Genomic DNA, 17,322 nt, shown 5'->3' with positions numbered 1-17,322 from the left:
TAAGATTTTATTAAAACAAAAAAGGGGAGAAATTACAGGTATGGAAGACTATCTTGTCATCGTTGAATCCCCCGCTAAAGCGAAAACCATCAATAGATATCTAGGAAAAAAATTTAAAGTTAAAGCCTCAATGGGACATGTACGTGATTTGCCCAAAAGTCAGATGGGCGTGAACATAGACGATAATTTTGATCCGAAATACATCACTATACGCGGGAAAGGCCCGGTTCTTAAGGAATTAAAAGATGCTGCGAAAAAAGCGAAGAAAGTCTATCTAGCAGCCGACCCCGACCGTGAAGGCGAAGCGATTGCTTGGCATTTGGCGCATAGTTTGAACATTAGTGATGATACGGAATGTCGTGTCGTATTTAATGAAATCACTAAAAACGCTATCAAAGATGCATTTAAAGAGCCGCGAACGATTGATATGGATTTAGTCAATGCGCAACAAGCTCGTCGAGTTTTGGATCGATTAGTCGGCTATAACATTAGCCCATTGCTTTGGCGCAAAGTCAAAAAAGGTTTAAGTGCCGGTCGTGTACAATCGGTCGCTTTAAAATTAATCATTGAGCGGGAACAAGAGATACAAAATTTTGAACCCAAAGAATATTGGTCGATCGATGGCACCTTTACAACCGAAAAGGATACTTTTAATGCCCAATTTTACGGCGTTGATGGTAAAAAACAGGAATTGAACAATCAATCGGAAGTCGACAGTGTCTTAAACCGTCTTAAGGGTGATCAATTTGAAGTGCAGAATGTCACGGAGAAGGAAAGAAAGCGAAACCCGGTGCCGCCATTTATAACGTCATCCATCCAACAGGAGGCGGCTCGTAAATTAAATTTTCGAGCGAAGAAAACGATGATGTTAGCGCAACAACTCTATGAAGGGATTAATATTGGCAAGCAAGGGACCACCGGTTTGATCACTTACATGCGGACAGACTCGACCCGGATTTCTGATGTGGCTCAAAGCGAAGCCAAGGATTACATCAAAGATAAATACGGTTCCAAGTTTGTCGGAAAGGGCAGCCAAAATAGCAAAAAGAAAAATGAAAACGCCCAAGACGCTCACGAAGCCATCCGACCGACGTCCGTTGGCAATAAGCCAAAAGAGATTAAGGAACATTTGAGCCGTGATCAGTACAGGCTATATAAATTGATCTGGGAACGTTTTGTTGCCAGTCAAATGGCACCTGCCATTATGGATACCGTGCGTGCTGATCTCGTTAACCAAGGTGTTATGTTCCGGGCAACAGGTTCAAAAATAAAATTCCCCGGTTTTATGAAACTTTACATTGAGGGCAGTGATGACAAAAAGAAAGATGATGACAACTTTTTACCACAACTAGAAGATGGTATGAAGGTATCTAAGGAAAAGATTGAGCCGAAACAGCACTTTACTCAACCGCCGCCGCGTTATTCGGAAGCTCGTCTGGTGCGAACAATGGAAGAGTTAGGCATTGGCCGGCCCTCAACTTATGCCCCGACGCTCGATACCATTCAGCGCCGTAATTATGTCACATTAGAGGATCGGAAATTTGTCCCGACGGAATTAGGTGAGGTTGTCCTCGAACAAGTCGTTGAGTTTTTTTCAGAAATCATTGATGTTGATTTTACGGTGAAGATGGAAGACGATTTAGATGCGGTTGAAGAAGGCAAAGTAGATTGGGTTAAAGTCATTGCCGAGTTTTATCAAGATTTTGAAAAGCATCTGGAAAAAGCGGAGAAGGAAATGAAAGAAGTCGAAATCCGCGACGAACCGGCTGGCATTGATTGTGAGGAATGCGGTCATGAGATGGTCTATAAGATGGGACGTTACGGCAAGTTTTTAGCATGCTCCAATTTTCCCGACTGCCGTAACACCAAACCGATCCTGAAGGAAATCGGGGTAACTTGTCCGAACTGTAAAGAGGGAAATGTTGTAGAAAGAAAGGGCAAGAAACAGAAGAAGTTCTATGGTTGTGACCGCTATCCTGAATGTGATTTCATTTCATGGGATAAACCTTTACCAAGAAACTGTCCTAAGTGTGGCGAGTATCTTGTTGAGAAAAAACGTAAAAAAGGGAATTACGTGAAGTGTTCCAACTGTGATTATCAAGAAGACCCGCAATAATCCGTAATAAGCGGACACAGAGGACTATTCAGAATTTTGTTACAAAATTGTAAAATCTGTTGTCAGAGCTCCTGAATTGTGATACGATTTAGGAGCTTTCTTAAGTTTGGTGGTAAAAAATGACTCAATCATTCGTTAAATCCTTTATAAGATACTTGGAAGTTGAGAAGCATGCGTCAGAACATACGATTGTACACTACACTAATGACATAGAAGCATTTCGGCAATTCATGAAGCAGCAGGGCATCAAGAATTTTGCTGCTGTTTCTTATGCTTCTGTTAGGTTGTTTTTAACCGACCAGGTACAAGTTGGGCGCTCGCGACGCACGGTTGCACGCAAGTTGTCAGCTTTGCGAAGTTTTTATCGCTTTCTTAATAGGGAATCGTCACTTGAACATAACCCTTTCGCCTTGGCGGCTTCTCCAAAGCAACATCACCGTTTGCCGTCCTTTTTATATGAGGAGGAAATGGGCAAGCTGCTTGAAGTAGAAGATTTAAGCAAGCCGCTGGGTCAGCGTAATCAGGCAATAATAGAACTATTGTATGCAACAGGTTTACGCGTCAGTGAATTGACAGGTTTGACATTGGATCGATTAGATTTGGATCTCGGCATGGTTATGGCTAAGGGGAAAGGTAGAAAGGAACGTTATGTTCCAGTTGGAAGTTTTGCATCTGAAGCGCTTGAGAGCTATATTAAAGAGGGTAGAGAACAGTTGATGAACCGGAAGCCGCATCATTGTCAATTATTTGTCAACTATCGGGGCGGTCAGCTGTCAGCAAGAGGCATTCGAATGATTCTACATAAGATGGTTCAGAAGGCGTCGTTGACGAATAAAGTCAGCCCTCATACAATCAGACATTCGTTTGCGACCCACCTGCTTAATGCTGGTGCCGATTTGCGTGCTGTACAGGAACTATTGGGACACGAAAACTTATCGACGACTCAAATATATACCCATGTCACAAAGGAACGTTTGCGAGATACATATTTAGCCCATCACCCAAGAGCATAAGGAGGAATCCATGTTGAGCAATTCTGAATTCCATGCAACGACTATATTTGCGATCCATCATAATGGCAAAGCTGCCATCGCCGGTGACGGTCAGGTTACCTTAGGAGAACAAGTTGTCATGAAACATACTGCTCGAAAAGTTCGTCAACTCTATCATGGAAAAGTGGTTGCCGGATTTGCCGGCTCTGTTGCTGATGCATTCACTTTATTCGAGAAATTTGAAGGTAGGCTTGAGGAATTCAATGGCAATCTACAAAGAGCGGCTGTTGAATTAGCTAAAGAATGGCGCAGTGACAAAGTATTAAGGCAGTTGCAGGCCATGCTGATTGTTATGGATGCTTCTAAGCTTTTACTCATTTCTGGAACAGGAGAAGTCATTGAACCGGATGATGGTATATTAGCTATTGGATCGGGTGGTAACTATGCGCTCGCAGCCGGTCGGGCTCTCAAGCGGTATAGTGAAGGACTATCAGCCAAAGACATTGCTTACCAAGCACTGAATATTGCCAGCGAAATTTGTGTGTTTACGAATAATCAAATTGTAGTTGAAGAGTTGTAGTCTTGTCTTACTAAGGAGGCATTGTTGATGACGAACGCGTTAACCCCTAAACAAATTGTCGAGCGTTTGGATCAGTATATCATTGGGCAAAAGAAAGCAAAAAAATCGGTAGCCATTGCCTTGCGCAATCGATATCGGCGGATGCTTTTGGATGAGAAGATTCGAGATGAAATTGTACCAAAAAATATTTTGATGATTGGACCGACCGGAGTGGGCAAAACAGAAATTGCTCGTCGGCTTGCAAAGCTTGTTGGTGCACCATTCGTTAAATTGGAAGCGACAAAGTTTACCGAGGTCGGTTATGTAGGGCGGGACGTCGAGTCCATGATTCGTGATTTAGTTGAGACATCGATTCGTATGGTTAAAGAGGAGAAAATGGCGGAAGTTGAAGACAAAGCTACTGAGTTGGCTAATGAACGCCTGGTTGATATCTTGGTTCCGTCGAAGAAAAAAGAGACAGGTAACAAGAATCCTTTTGAAATGTTCTTCGGTTCACAAAATCAAGAATCGGACAATACTGACGATGAAGATGAAGACACAAGTAAGAAAGAAAAGCGGGACCAAACACGCCGCCTGTTAGAACTAGGTGAACTTGAAGAGCAAATGGTAACGATCGAAGTTGAGGAGCAGCAACAACAAGGCATGTTTGATTTGTTTCAGGGTGCGGGTATGGAACAATTAGGTATGAACATGCAGGATATGCTTGGCAACATGATGCCGAAGAAAAAGAAAAAGCGAAAGCTCACGGTAAGTGATGCCCGGGACGTATTAAAGCAAGATGAAGCTCAAAAACTGATTGATATGGATGAGGTCAACCAAGAAGCTGTGACACGGGCTGAAGAATCGGGCATCATTTTTATTGATGAAATCGATAAGGTAACTGCGAATAGCAGCAGTCAATCTGGAGATGTGTCGCGCGAAGGTGTGCAAAGAGATATCCTGCCGATTGTCGAAGGTTCGACGATTACGACTAAATATGGCACTGTTAAAACGGATCATATTTTGTTCATCTCTGCCGGTGCTTTTCATACAGCCAAGCCTTCTGATTTGATTCCTGAGCTTCAAGGACGGTTCCCGATCCGGGTGGAGCTTGCAAGTCTTTCGGTCGACGACTTTATGAACATTTTAGTCGAACCTAACAATGCTTTGCAAAAGCAATATAAAGCATTATTGGAAACAGAAGGTATTAATGTTGAATTTTCTGACGATGCTATTCGTAGGATCGCTGAAATCGCGTATGAAGTGAATCAGGATACAGACAACATTGGTGCTAGACGGCTTCATACGATATTAGAAAAACTTTTAGAGGATTTATCGTTTGAAGCACCGGATGTCACGCTTGAGAAAATCACCATCACACCTGAGTATGTTGAAGATAAACTGTCTTCAATTGCCGAAAATCGCGATTTAAGCCAATACATTCTATAACTGAATAATTTAGGAGGATTATCATGAATCTACTTGAAAAAACGCGTAAAATTAACAATATGTTACAAAACGCGTCGACACCGGTTAATTTTAATCAAATGGCAGAGACGTTGCGTGATGTTATTGAAGCCAACATCTTTGTTCTTTCCCGCCGTGGAAAATTAATTGGCATGGCTTTGAACCTTGAAATCGAGAATGACCGGATGAAAGAAATGTTCCAACAGCGTCAATTTCCGGAAGAATATACGCAAAATTTATTTAAGATCACCGAAACGTCCGCGAATATTGATATTAACGATCCATTAACGGCTTTCCCTGAAGAAAACCGGGAATTGTTCGAAAATGGTTTGACTACCATTGTTCCGATTGTTGGTAATCAAGAACGTTTGGGTACATTGGTTTTATCTCGTCTACAAGAATCTTTTGCTGATGATGACTTGCTTCTTGCCGAATACGGTTCCACTGTTGTCGGTATGGAAATTCTACGGGAAAAAACCGAAGAAGTCGAAGAAGAGGCTAGAGACAAAGCCATTGTACAAATGGCGATCAGTTCATTGTCATATAGTGAACTTGAAGCCATTGAGCATATATTCAATGAGCTGGATGGTAAAGAAGGTTTATTAGTCGCCAGTAAAATTGCTGATCGTGTCGGTATTACTCGTTCAGTTATCGTTAACGCTCTGCGGAAACTTGAAAGTGCCGGCGTCATTGAATCCCGGTCTTTAGGTATGAAAGGAACATACATTAAAGTTCTTAATGACAAATTCCTCTATGAACTAGAAAAAATCCAAGGTGATTAATCATTAAGCAGAAACCGTGCCTATGGTACGGTTTCTGCTCTTTCTTAATATCCCCAAGTTCAAAAAACATGAAGTGCCGATCTCCTATGCCTTCGAACGATACATTTTAAAATCATTTCTCACTGAACCCTTTAATAACCCATTATTTAGAATCACTTCCAATCCTTTAGCTTAATTATATTGCTGAAAAATAGTAAAAAGACACTATAAAAGTGTGGGACTTTTGTATCGAATTTTGTCTAATTACCCATCATTTTGTAGACGGAGAGAAAATTATTGTTAAAATATACTTATTGACTGATAAAAAGGTTGGAGGAATGTTGATGGGATTATTTCAAGGAACAACGGTCCCGCTGTTGTCGAAGTCACTCAATCAAACAGCTTTAAAGCAGCAAGTCATTTCCCAAAATATCGCGAATGTGGATACACCAAATTACAAAGCCAAACATGTTGAATTTCGAGATGCTTTGAAAGCAGGAATTCAAGCCCATCGTACGCAAACGGAACATGTTCCGTTTGATGGTACAGGCAATAGCCGAGTGGTTAACAATCAGCAGACGACTATTCAAAATAATGGCAATAACGTGGACGTGGATCGCGAAATGACGCGGTTAGCTAAAAGTCAGACGGAATATCAAGCATTTGTTAATGCTATGAATCACGACTTTCGAACCCTTAAAGCTGTTGTGAAGGGAGTGCAATAATATTGGGGGTTTTTACCGGCGTTAACATATCAGGATCGGCATTAACGACGCAACGTCTTCGTATGGATGTCACTTCCGCTAATATGGCGAATGCTAATACAACAAGAGCAGAAAAAATCGATGGCGAGTGGCAGCCCTATCGTCGCAAAATGGTAACAACTTCGCCGATTAAAATGAGTTTTTCCGAACACTTGAATGATGCTAAGCACTCGACCTCATCAGGGGGAGTTCAAGTCAATGGTGTTGTCCAAGACGAAACGCCTTTTAAAATGGTTTACCAACCGGATCACCCTGATGCAAATGATGACGGTTATGTACAAATGCCTAATGTTGATCCGTTAAAAGAAATGGTTGACTTAGTCAGTGCGTCTCGATCTTATGAGGCTAATGTGACGGTATTGAATGCTAATAAGAATCAGTTAATCAATGCACTGAAAATCGGCAAATGATTGGGGGGCTTAGATGAGTGAATTCGTCAATCTAGCGAACGTTCAGTCCAATGTTCGTCCAGGACAGCAAAATCATCCATCAGCGGCTCAGGCTGGAAAAGCTTTTGGGCATCAGTTGCAGCAGGCGATTCAAAACGTGAATCAGTCACAGAATAGCGCTGAACAAGCGATTACTGATTTGGCTCAAGGTCAAGCTGATAACTTACATAATGTCATGATTAAGATGCAAAAATCGGAAGTTATGTTGCAAACGACAGTTAATGTTAGAAATAAAGCAGTGAATGCTTATCGTGAGATTATGAGAATGCAAATCTAGTATCTAAAGATTTGTGTGTTTTTTGGGGGAAGGGTATGAAAGAACGATTGATAAAGGTTTGGTCATCCATAAAAAAGTTTTGGGAAGGTATGACAAAGAAGAAACGGATCAGTATTGTTGCAGCAATTTCAGCTTTCATTCTTATTTTGTTCATTGTCATTGCCGTGAGCAGCTATACGACATTTGTTCCTTTATATAAAGAGTTATCACCTTCCGAAGCCGGCCAAATTAAAGAAAATTTACAGAGCAAAGGCATCTCTTATAAAGTGACTGACGGTGGAACAACGATTAAGGTTCCCGAGTCTAACGTCAATGATTTAAAAGTCGATTTAGCCGCAGAAGGCATTCCAAAAAGCGGTTCTATCGATTACTCGTTCTTTGGGGAAAATGCCGGGTTCGGCATGACGGATAAGCAATTTGATGTCACGGAACGTGCGGCGGTGCAAAACGAGCTGTCCTCGCTGGTATCAAATATTGACGGTGTTCAGTCCGCCGATGTCATGATTAATTTACCTAAAAAAAGTGTTTGGGTTAGTGATGAAAAACAGAAAGCCGCTTCAGCTTCCATCGTTTTAAATTTGGAAGGGGGCACACAACTGGATCAAGCAAAGGTTAACGGCTTGTTTCGTCTTGTATCCAAGAGTGTTCCTAACCTTCCTGAAGATAATATCGTCATAATGGACCAGTTTTTTAACTACTATGACAAGAAAAAGCAGCAATCAACAAGTACATTCTCAACTTATCAACAAAATCAAGAAGTCAAACAAGGCATCGAGCAAAATATCCGCCGTCGTGTCCAACAAATGTTAGGGACGATGATGGGGCGTGATAAGGTGCTGGTTAATGTATCAACAGACATCGACTTTACTAAAGAAAAACAAACGCAAGAATTAGTCGAGCCAGTTGACAAAGAAGCGATGAAGGGTCTTCAAGTATCAGCCGAAAGTGTAACTGAGACTTATACAGGCACCGGTGCAGCTGGTCAAGTTACAGGAGAGGAAAGTAATATCCCATCGAACCAGTCGGCAACAACCGAAGACGATGATGGGTCTTATAAGCACGTTGAAAAACGTATTAATAATGAATTTAACAGAATCCATAAGGATATTACCAAAAGTCCCTATGAGCTGAAAGATATGGCCATCCAAGTCATGGTGGAACCGCCTGAATCTGATAATCCGGGTTCGCTGCCACAAAAAAACGTCCAAGACATTCAAAAAATCCTTGGTACAATTATTCGAACTAATCTTAACGAAGATGGCGGTGCAAACCTAACGGATCAAGAAATTGCAGATAAATCAGTTGTGAGCGTTGGGGAGCTCAATGGCAAAACAGAGCAACCTGAACCGGAGAATAATGGCGGGACGCCGATCTGGCTATATATTGCCAGTGCTGCTTTAGTCGCTATTATTTTGGTTTTGCTGTTCCTTTTGTTTAGAAGACGCCGGCAAACTTTTGAAAAAGAAGATACCGTAGTCAAGGATGAAAGTGACTGGCAAGAACAGGAGGACCAATCACCTGAAATTAGTCGGGAAGATCATAAGCAGCGAGATCAATTAGCGGCCATTGCCGAAAACCATCCCGATGATTTCGCTAAACTTCTAAGAACCTGGTTGAATGAGGAATAGGGAGGGTCAACATGCGAGCAGATATGAACAGTAAACAAAAGGCAGCCATTTTGATGATTGCTCTCGGCTCTGACGTCGCTGCTAGTGTGTACCAATATCTATCCGATGAAGAAGTTGAACAACTGACATTAGAAATGGCCAATGTCAGAAAGATAGATAAAGATGCCAAGCAGGAAGTGATGAATCAATTTTATCAGCTGGCTCTTGGTCAGGAATATATCACACAAGGTGGCATTGGTTATGCCAAAGAAGTACTTGAAAAGGCTTTGGGAAGTGAAAGTGCTTCTGAGGTAATTAACCGGTTAACCTCAACATTGCAAGTTAAACCTTTCGACTTTATGCGGAAAATGGATGCCAATCAGATTTTGAATTTTATTCAACATGAACACCCGCAAACGATCGCCCTTGTGCTTTCCTATCTTAATAGTGAGCAATCGGGACAAATCTTGTCGGCCTTACCTCAAGATGTTCAAGGAGATATTGCTAGACGGATTGCTGTCATGGATCGGACATCCCCCGAAATTGTGAATGAAGTTGAACGGATTTTAGAACAAAAGCTGTCCTCAACAATGACGCAAGATTACACTCAAGCCGGTGGACTTGGTGCAGTTGTAGAAGTGTTGAACGGTGTAGATCGTTCGACGGAAAAAACGATTTTGGAATCCTTATCCGTCCAAGATCCAGAGCTAGCGGAAGACATCAAAAAACGTATGTTTGTCTTTGAAGACCTTGTTGCCCTGGATGACCGGGCGATTCAGCGAGTCATCCGCGATGTTGACAATGAGGATCTTATGTTGGCTCTTAAGTCGGCCAGCGATGATGTTAAAGGCGTTATCTATAAAAATATGTCAGAGCGGATGGCGGCCACTTTAAAAGAAGAGACAGAATTTATGGGACCTGTTCGTTTGCGTGATGTAGAAGAGGCGCAGACACGGATTGTTTCCATCATTCGTCGCTTGGAAGAAACAGGAGAAATCGTCATTGCCAGGGGTGGAAGTGATGACATTGTCGTCTAAAATTATCAAACAAGCCAGCACCTCAGGTAACGTTAAGCAACTGAACAGCATCTTGAACCTACAGTCACCGGAAGCCTCTATGGCTGATCACGATGAACGGCAAAAACAGCAGTTGGCGAACGAGCTTCGCATGTTGCAGGATCAACACCAAAGCATGAAGCAGCAAATCGCGGATGAATATGAGGCTTTCCAAAACCAGCTTGAACAGGACAAGCAAGAGCACGACCGTCAGTGTGACCAACGGCAGGAACAAGCAAAACAAAAAGGCTATGACCAAGGCTATCAGCAGGGGGAACAACAAGCGCTTGATGATTATCAAGCACAAGTGAAATTGGCTCAAGCAATGGTTGAGCGTATGGAACAAGATTACGCCGACTATTTGGATCAAGCAGAAGTTGATATTGTGCAGATCGCTGTGAAACTAGCTGAAAAGATATTAGGTGATGTGCTCAATGAGTCAACGGATCGGTGGCAAGCATTCTTGCAGACGGTTATCAAAGAAACCAAAGAGTACGACACAATCAAATTGACCGTTGCTCCTGATGATTATGGACAAACAGTGGCCATCAAAGACGCATTAACCGAAGTGACACAAGGAGGCCGCGTTCTGGTGTACCCTGATGATCAGTTAGTCAAAGGTCAGTGTGAACTGGAAACAGCGTTTGGAAAAATTTCTGCTGGTTTAGATACACAATTAAGTAATTTAAAAACTCAATTACTAACTTTAATGGAGTCATCCTATGAAAACAGCGATTGACTGTATTGACCAGATTGATCGAATGGATCCATTTAATCGGTATGGCAGAATTACTAGGGTCGTCGGGATGTTAATTGAATCAAAAGGTCCTCCCGCATCTACAGGCGATCTATGTTACATACATATTCCAGAAACGGGCGCGAAAATTAGGGCCGAAGTCGTTGGTTTTCATGATGAACATTTGTTATTGATGCCTTATGCGAAAACGGACGGCATCGCATCAGGAAGTTGGGTTGAGTCAACCGGTCGGCCACTGGCCATCGATATTGGGACAGCGTTGATCGGTAAAGTGTTAAACAGCATAGGACAACCGTGGCTGTCAACGGATGATGTTTCGGGGTTGGTGCCGTTCTCGACGGATAGACAACCCCCGAATCCGCTCGAACGTCCCGCCATTACGGAGCCTTTGTCGGTCGGCGTACGATCTATTGATGGGTTGTTAACGATCGGTAAAGGACAGCGTGTTGGCATTTTTGCCGGTAGCGGGGTCGGAAAAAGTACCCTGATGGGCATGATCGCCAAAAACACGACGGCTGATATTAATGTTATTGCTTTAGTCGGAGAACGTGGCCGTGAAGTCAGGGAATTTGTGGAAAACGAACTAGGTGATACGGGTTTGAAGCGATCGATCATCGTGGCCGCAACCAGTGATGAATCTCCTCTGAGTCGAATCAGAGGTGCACTCACCGCCACGGCCATTGCTGAATATTTCCGTGATCAAGGGATGGACGTCATGTTAATGATGGATTCATTAACAAGAGTGGCTATGGCCCAGAGAGAAATTGGTTTGGCAACAGGAGAACCGCCAACAACGAAAGGTTATCCACCCTCTGTGTTTGCTTTGATGCCGCAATTGCTTGAGCGTGCAGGAACGGATAGTAACGGTTCGATCACGGCTTTTTACACAGTGCTTGTCGATGGTGATGACTTGGACGAGCCTATCGCTGATACAGCCCGCGGCATTTTAGACGGTCATATTGTGTTAGATCGTGACATTGCTGAGCAAGGACGTTATCCAGCTATTAATGTACTCAAAAGTATCAGCCGTTTAATGACAAAAATCGTTCCAGCGGAACAACAGCAGGCGGCGCAGAATTTAAGACGACGGCTAGCAAAATATGTGGAATCAGAGGATCTTATCAATATAGGTGCCTATCAAAAAGGAAGCTCGCCTGAAGTGGATCAGGCGATCGCCTTTTATCCCAAAATCCAATCATTTTTGCAGCAAGATCATTTAGACGCCATCTCATTTTCAGAGGCTGTAAAAGAACTAACGGATGTGTTTGGAGGCGACTAAAATGCCATTTGTGTATCAATTCAATCGCTTGCTTAAGCTTAACTATGATAAACAACAAATGATGGAAAGTGAGTACCAACAACTCTATGAGCAACTGGAAGCTGTGGGACAAAAACTTGTCGATTTGTTAAAACGAAAAGAACATATTCAGGACAAGTTAAGTTCGGAATTGGCGGAGCGGATACCTGCAGGATCTATTATGGATATTCAACAGCAATTAAAACATATTGACCATCTTATCGCGGATATTCAAAACCAGTATCAACAGAAAAAGCAAGCACTAGAGGCGGCGAATCAGCAATTAGTTGAGCAATCACAAGAAGTAAAGAAGTATGAAAAACACAGACACAAGCAGTGGCTTCAATATTCAGAAGCTGAGAAGAAGAGCGACAACCGAAAAATGGATGAAACCGCTCAGCAACAATTTCTAAGACAGTAGGTGAAAAACCATGGAAGATTCACCGCGGAAACCATCATTCGCATTAAAAATTTTAAAGTTATTGTTGGTCGTGATCATTGCCTTAATGTTCGCTAGCACCGTTACGTGGATGGTGTTGAAAGTTTTAGGTTATGAACCGACAAGTACGATGACATCATGGGCAAATCAGGTACCGGTTGTTGGTGCTCTCGCAGAAAATGATACTTCCGCAACCCCTTCGTCAGCTGAGTTCGAGAGGTTGCAAGAGGAAGTTAAGCAGAAATCCAAACAGATTAAACAATTAGAGCAACAGTTGACTCAAGCTCAAACCAAAAATGAGCAATGGGAAAAACAAAATCAGTCGTTAAAACAAGATAAAAAGCAGCTTAAGCAGACTGAGTCTGATCAACAGGCTAAATTTAACGTGATTACGGACACATATGAAAACATGGAACCGGGCAAGGCAGCAGCCATACTAGCAAAAATGGATCATAACAAAGCTGCAGAGTATTTAAATGTGTTAAGTAACGATGTGAAGGCGTCGATTTTGGAAAATATGACAGCCGAAGAAGCGGCGGCGCTAACCTCGCTTTTGGATGTGAATCAATGGAAAGACGAGCAAACACAAAATCAATAGTCACTGATGTCATACCTGAAAGGGCGTCCTTCCCCGCTTCGCTAAGCACTACTGTATTATTTTAGCCGGGAGGTGAAGTTAACAAAGTAAGATTGATTGTAGAGGGAGGTGATAAAGTTATGACAGCAGCGTCGTTTCTTTCCGCGATGAATGCTAAAAGTCTTATTAAACCACAGGCGCGAACAGGTCAAGCACAAGGTGGTCAATCTGTCCCATTTTCATCTTATCTTAAGGGGGATAAGAATTCGGCAGGCGTCAATGGATCGCTTCAAGATCTCCTTAAGGAACTCAAATCATTATTAAACAACATTAGTGAAACGTTGGACCAACAGATAAAGCTGATAAATAAGGATGAGAAGCATTCAGAGGACCACACTGGGTCAATGGAACACCTTAGTGATCAAATTCAAGCTGTCATACAATGGCTGGATCAAATGAAACAGCAAGGGATGTTATCGGGATCCAGTCAAAAACAGCAATGGGTTAACGTGTTATCAACCTTACATAATGACATTCAGTCATCCATGTCAATGTCGCACCGGCAGCCTAACCAGAGTCTCACGAAGGAGTTCCAGAATCGACTCACCGCTCTGCTAGATCAATTACCAAAAATGGACAAATCTCGGCGTACCGGATACCAACGAGCACAGTCCCTGCCTGATGTAAAGCAGCAAACAACCATGCTGCCATCGATACTTCAGACGACACAGCCGAAGTTTTCAAATGTTAAAGCTGCTCCGGTGACCCAGACTGACACCAGTTTTCAATCAGGAACTATGGATAAAATGCAACAATTGATCTGGCATCAAACAAATGAGCAAACGTCCAAAAATAGTATACAGCAACAAATCATCCAGAAAATTGATCATTTAACATCCAAAGGTCAGTTAACGTTCACCAATCATGGCAAACAGCAATTCACTATTAAATTGATTCCGGACCAGCTTGGGCGTTTGGATGTCACGATTGTTAAAGACGTTGACGGCATGCATGCCAAAATCGCTGCCCATACAGCAGCAGCGAAAGACATACTACAATCACAGGTGCATCAGTTAAAACAAGCGTTTCAAGGCCAACAATTAAATGTACAACGTCTTGATATCCAGTTGGCCCCCCACTCATCGGAATCTGATCAACAAGGACAAGATGGGCAGCAATCGGGACAACCATCAGGACAACAATCAGAAGAGGAACAGGGACATTCATTCAATGATGCTTTTGATGAAGACAATGCCGATAACCATGATGACGATACCCCCTTTTTAGATTGGCTAGAGAAAGAGGTCATGAGACATGAACATTGATCCATCGCTTTTATTAACAAATAAGCAACCGCAAAAACAACAGCAGGATAAGTCGTTAGGTAAAGATGATTTTTTAAAAATCTTGATTACCCAGTTAAAAACTCAGAATCCGTTAGAACCGATGAAAGATAAAGCTTTTATTTCACAGATGGCAACTTTTAGTTCATTGGAACAGACGACCAATATGACAAATATGCTCAAAACATTTGTAGATTCACAGAGTTCGTCTCAATTGGGAAGACAATCCAAAGTGATTGGTAAGGAAATTACTTGGAACATGGGTTCTGATGAGGATGAGGTTGAACAGCGCAGTGGAGTCGTTAAAGCTATTCAATTTCAGGAAGGTTCCATGAAGTATGTCACACGCGCAGGCGATGTCATCCCAACTTCTCAGGTGATAAAAATTGCCGATCACACTGAACAAGAAGGTCAATCAGAAGAATGATGAAGCCGATCCAAACGCATCATTTATACCCGAGTCATCAACCGTCATCGACATCTCAGCAGACCATATCATCTCGGTCATCATTTCAGAATGTGTTGGCAAATGAGGTTCAAGCCCATGATAGGTTAAAAATCAGCAAACATGCTGCCAAGCGTTTGTCGGAACGGAACATTCAGATTTCCGAAGCAGGTTGGCATAAAATTAATGAAAAAGTCAATGAAGCTCGGACAAAGGGTATATCGGATTCATTAGTGATGACCCACCAAGCAGCGCTGGTTGTCAGTGTTAAAAATGATACGGTGATTACTGCGATGGGCAGGGATGAGACAGATGCCCACATTTTCACGAACATAGATGGAGCCATAATGATTGATCAATAGGCTGGACCTATTCAGGGGGCCTAATGCCGTGGACTGACTTGAAGCGGTGAAACGTAATTTAGAGGAGGACAAGCAATGCTACGCTCAATGTATTCCGCTATTGGCGGTTTGAAGAACTTTCAAACGAAACTTGATGTGATAGGTAATAACATTGCTAATGTTAATACCTATGGTTATAAGAAAGGCAGGGTCACTTTCAAAGATCTCGTGAGTCAGCAGATCTCAGGAGCAAGCGCACCGACCTTTGACCGTGGCGGTGTGAACCCAAAACAAGTTGGACTAGGGTCGACGATGGGGAGTATTGATAATCTCCAAACGCAAGGGAGTTTGCAGACAACCGGTCGTAATCTTGACTTAGCTATATCCGGCGACGGCTTTTTCCAGGTGAATGACGGCAACCAATCTTATTATACAAGAGCGGGAAATTTTTATTTAGACAGTAACGGTAACTTGGTCAATTCGGAAGGGATGCAAGTTCAGGGTTACCAGATTAATCCTGAAACAGGGAACCTCAATAATGAATCAAGTGCTCTACAGATCAACGATACGAGCATTCACAAACCCTCAACCGACTCTATTCAACTCGCGGGCAATTTTGATGCCAGTAAGCTAAATGACTCTGGTGACAATCTATCAACAGAAATGACTGTTATTGATGAAAACGGGGCTCAGCACACCGCCCATTTAAATGTTCAAGTGCCTGGTAATGAAGCTCTTGGAACGAATGATGATGGGGACGAGTATTTAAAGAAACTGAATTTCAATCTTTCTTCGCAAGGTGATGAAGTGACACCTGATCCAGCTGGAACCATCACCTTAAATAAAGATGGATCGGTTAAAAGTGTTGATATTCCAGGGGGCAACCAGTCGTTTGATATTAATATTAGTGGCACATCGATGAACATTAATGAAGAAAATTTGAATTTCGATGGACTTACTGTTAGAAATCAACCGACGACGGCGGATGTGATCGGGGATGTGCCAAAGGTTAATAGTTTCAGTATTGGTTCATCGGGAAATATCAATGCGGTTTTGACCAATGGTGATGTGCAAACGGTTGGTCAAGTGCAGATGTACAAGTTCAATAATCCAGGGGGACTTGAGAAAGCAGGCGGTAACCTTTATAAAAACACAAGTAACTCCGGGGAGCCAATTTTGGCTACAGCAGGTGGCGATGGCGGCTCCATTGTGGCCGGGGCGTTGGAGATGTCAAATGTTGATTTGGCGAATGAATTTACAGAAATGATTACGGCTCAACGCGGTTTTCAAGCCAATGCGCGTGTCATTTCAACATCTGACAAAGTGCTTCAGGAGCTTGTGAATTTAAAACGCTAGATGTAAAAGGGGGGAAGGTGGGGGGAACCCCTCCGCCTTAATTAATGATTTCACTGACGAGGTTAAATGGGCGAATGTTCGCACTCAATGCTTTTTTTATTGAACAAGTTGAATCACTACCTGATACTACGATCACCCTTAAAAGTGGTAAAAAGGTCGTGGTTAAAGAGCGTGAAAGTGATGTGATTGGCTTAATCAATCAATGTTTTAAGCACCTTGCTTCAGCTCATATGTTTGTGCCAGAAGGAGAGGCGAAAGATGTTTAAATCCAAATGGCTCAACCGAACCATCGTTATCTTGCTCTTATTAACAGTATTCATCATTTCAGGTTATTTTTATCTGCAATATAGGACGCATAATAAAACGTCCGAACAACCGTCTATTGATGAGATTGTGGACAAGCAGCTGGTTAAAATGGACGAAATGACGACTAATTTAAAAAATGATCAATTTATCAAAATTGCTCTTAGTATTCAAGTAACGAGCGAAGATGCAAAAAATGAGCTTAAAAAAAGGCAATTCCGAGTCAAGAATACAATCATCTCGCTTCTAGCGGATATGGAAGCCAAACATATTCAAGGAAAAAAAGGCATCAATGCGTTTGAGGGTGATGTCAAACAAGCGATTAATGAATACTTGAATCAAGGTAAAGTCGATCATGTCTTCATAACTAAGAAACTTGTCCAATAGGTGAGCTGACGATGGAGGAAAGCGAGGTGT

At 42.3% G+C, this 17,322-nt stretch carries 20 protein-coding genes; all 20 read left to right on the top strand.

Annotation, left to right across the window (positions count from 1 at the left end; genetic code table 11):
- The first annotated feature begins 40 nt into the window (after positions 1-40).
- Positions 41-2,116, top strand: coding sequence for a type I DNA topoisomerase (gene topA, locus B9Y89_RS14900; protein WP_085523989.1), 2,076 nt, complete (start codon positions 41-43; stop codon positions 2,114-2,116).
- A 119-nt stretch (positions 2,117-2,235) separates the two neighbouring features.
- A complete protein-coding gene (gene xerC / locus B9Y89_RS14895) occupies positions 2,236-3,129 on the top strand; it encodes a tyrosine recombinase XerC (protein ID WP_085523988.1) in 894 nt (297 codons plus the stop codon).
- A 13-nt stretch (positions 3,130-3,142) separates the two neighbouring features.
- Positions 3,143-3,688, top strand: coding sequence for an ATP-dependent protease subunit HslV (hslV, locus tag B9Y89_RS14890; RefSeq protein WP_254901262.1), 546 nt, complete (start codon positions 3,143-3,145; stop codon positions 3,686-3,688).
- Between the two features lie 27 nt (positions 3,689-3,715).
- Positions 3,716-5,116: an ATP-dependent protease ATPase subunit HslU gene (gene hslU / locus B9Y89_RS14885; RefSeq protein WP_085523986.1), complete on the top strand. Its 1,401-nt coding sequence runs from the start codon at positions 3,716-3,718 to the stop codon at positions 5,114-5,116.
- A gap of 23 nt (positions 5,117-5,139) precedes the next feature.
- Positions 5,140-5,916, top strand: coding sequence for a GTP-sensing pleiotropic transcriptional regulator CodY (codY, locus tag B9Y89_RS14880; RefSeq protein ID WP_085523985.1), 777 nt, complete (start codon positions 5,140-5,142; stop codon positions 5,914-5,916).
- Between the two features lie 323 nt (positions 5,917-6,239).
- Positions 6,240-6,620 (top strand): flagellar basal body rod protein FlgB, encoded by a 381-nt coding sequence (gene flgB, locus B9Y89_RS14875; RefSeq protein ID WP_176222247.1) that lies wholly within the window; start codon positions 6,240-6,242, stop codon positions 6,618-6,620.
- A gap of 2 nt (positions 6,621-6,622) precedes the next feature.
- Complete coding sequence (flgC, locus tag B9Y89_RS14870; protein WP_085523983.1) at positions 6,623-7,069, top strand: flagellar basal body rod protein FlgC; 447 nt, start codon at positions 6,623-6,625, stop codon at positions 7,067-7,069.
- Between the two features lie 13 nt (positions 7,070-7,082).
- Entirely contained in the window at positions 7,083-7,385 is a 303-nt protein-coding gene (gene fliE, locus B9Y89_RS14865; RefSeq protein ID WP_085523982.1) for a flagellar hook-basal body complex protein FliE, read from the top strand.
- A gap of 35 nt (positions 7,386-7,420) precedes the next feature.
- Entirely contained in the window at positions 7,421-9,013 is a 1,593-nt protein-coding gene (gene fliF / locus B9Y89_RS14860; RefSeq protein ID WP_085523981.1) for a flagellar basal-body MS-ring/collar protein FliF, read from the top strand.
- Between the two features lie 11 nt (positions 9,014-9,024).
- Positions 9,025-10,029 carry a flagellar motor switch protein FliG gene (gene fliG / locus B9Y89_RS14855; protein WP_085523980.1) on the top strand — a complete coding sequence of 335 codons (1,005 nt, stop codon included), beginning with the start codon at positions 9,025-9,027 and terminating at the stop codon, positions 10,027-10,029.
- Positions 10,013-10,786, top strand: a complete 774-nt coding sequence (gene fliH, locus B9Y89_RS14850) for a flagellar assembly protein FliH (RefSeq protein ID WP_085523979.1) — start codon at positions 10,013-10,015, stop codon at positions 10,784-10,786. The genes fliG and fliH overlap by 17 nt, the downstream gene beginning before the upstream one ends.
- On the top strand, positions 10,770-12,083 hold the full coding sequence (gene fliI, locus B9Y89_RS14845; protein WP_085523978.1) for a flagellar protein export ATPase FliI: 1,314 nt from the start codon (positions 10,770-10,772) through the stop codon (positions 12,081-12,083). Before fliH ends, fliI begins: the two co-directional genes overlap by 17 nt.
- A 1-nt stretch (position 12,084) precedes the next feature.
- A complete protein-coding gene (gene fliJ / locus B9Y89_RS14840; protein ID WP_176222246.1) occupies positions 12,085-12,522 on the top strand; it encodes a flagellar export protein FliJ in 438 nt (145 codons plus the stop codon).
- A gap of 10 nt (positions 12,523-12,532) precedes the next feature.
- A complete protein-coding gene (locus B9Y89_RS14835) occupies positions 12,533-13,138 on the top strand; it encodes a MotE family protein (protein WP_085523976.1) in 606 nt (201 codons plus the stop codon).
- A 119-nt stretch (positions 13,139-13,257) separates the two neighbouring features.
- Positions 13,258-14,442, top strand: coding sequence for a flagellar hook-length control protein FliK (locus B9Y89_RS14830; RefSeq protein ID WP_085523975.1), 1,185 nt, complete (start codon positions 13,258-13,260; stop codon positions 14,440-14,442).
- Complete coding sequence (flgD, locus tag B9Y89_RS14825) at positions 14,432-14,887, top strand: flagellar hook assembly protein FlgD (RefSeq protein WP_085523974.1); 456 nt, start codon at positions 14,432-14,434, stop codon at positions 14,885-14,887. The genes B9Y89_RS14830 and flgD overlap by 11 nt, the downstream gene beginning before the upstream one ends.
- A complete protein-coding gene (locus B9Y89_RS14820; RefSeq protein ID WP_085523973.1) occupies positions 14,884-15,267 on the top strand; it encodes a TIGR02530 family flagellar biosynthesis protein in 384 nt (127 codons plus the stop codon). Before flgD ends, B9Y89_RS14820 begins: the two co-directional genes overlap by 4 nt.
- Positions 15,268-15,342: 75 nt before the next feature.
- Positions 15,343-16,602: a flagellar basal-body rod protein FlgF gene (gene flgF, locus B9Y89_RS14815; RefSeq protein WP_085523972.1), complete on the top strand. Its 1,260-nt coding sequence runs from the start codon at positions 15,343-15,345 to the stop codon at positions 16,600-16,602.
- 74 nt (positions 16,603-16,676) lie between these two features.
- Positions 16,677-16,868 carry a flagellar FlbD family protein gene (locus B9Y89_RS14810; RefSeq protein ID WP_441351494.1) on the top strand — a complete coding sequence of 64 codons (192 nt, stop codon included), beginning with the start codon at positions 16,677-16,679 and terminating at the stop codon, positions 16,866-16,868.
- On the top strand, positions 16,861-17,292 hold the full coding sequence (locus B9Y89_RS14805; RefSeq protein ID WP_085523970.1) for a flagellar basal body-associated FliL family protein: 432 nt from the start codon (positions 16,861-16,863) through the stop codon (positions 17,290-17,292). Before B9Y89_RS14810 ends, B9Y89_RS14805 begins: the two co-directional genes overlap by 8 nt.
- Positions 17,293-17,322 lie beyond the last annotated feature (30 nt).

This window comes from Tuberibacillus sp. Marseille-P3662, assembly GCF_900178005.1.
Classification (GTDB): domain Bacteria; phylum Bacillota; class Bacilli; order Bacillales; family Sporolactobacillaceae; genus Marseille-P3662.
Note: the sequence above shows the minus strand (reverse complement) of the source record. Positions and strands in the feature narration are given on the sequence as shown.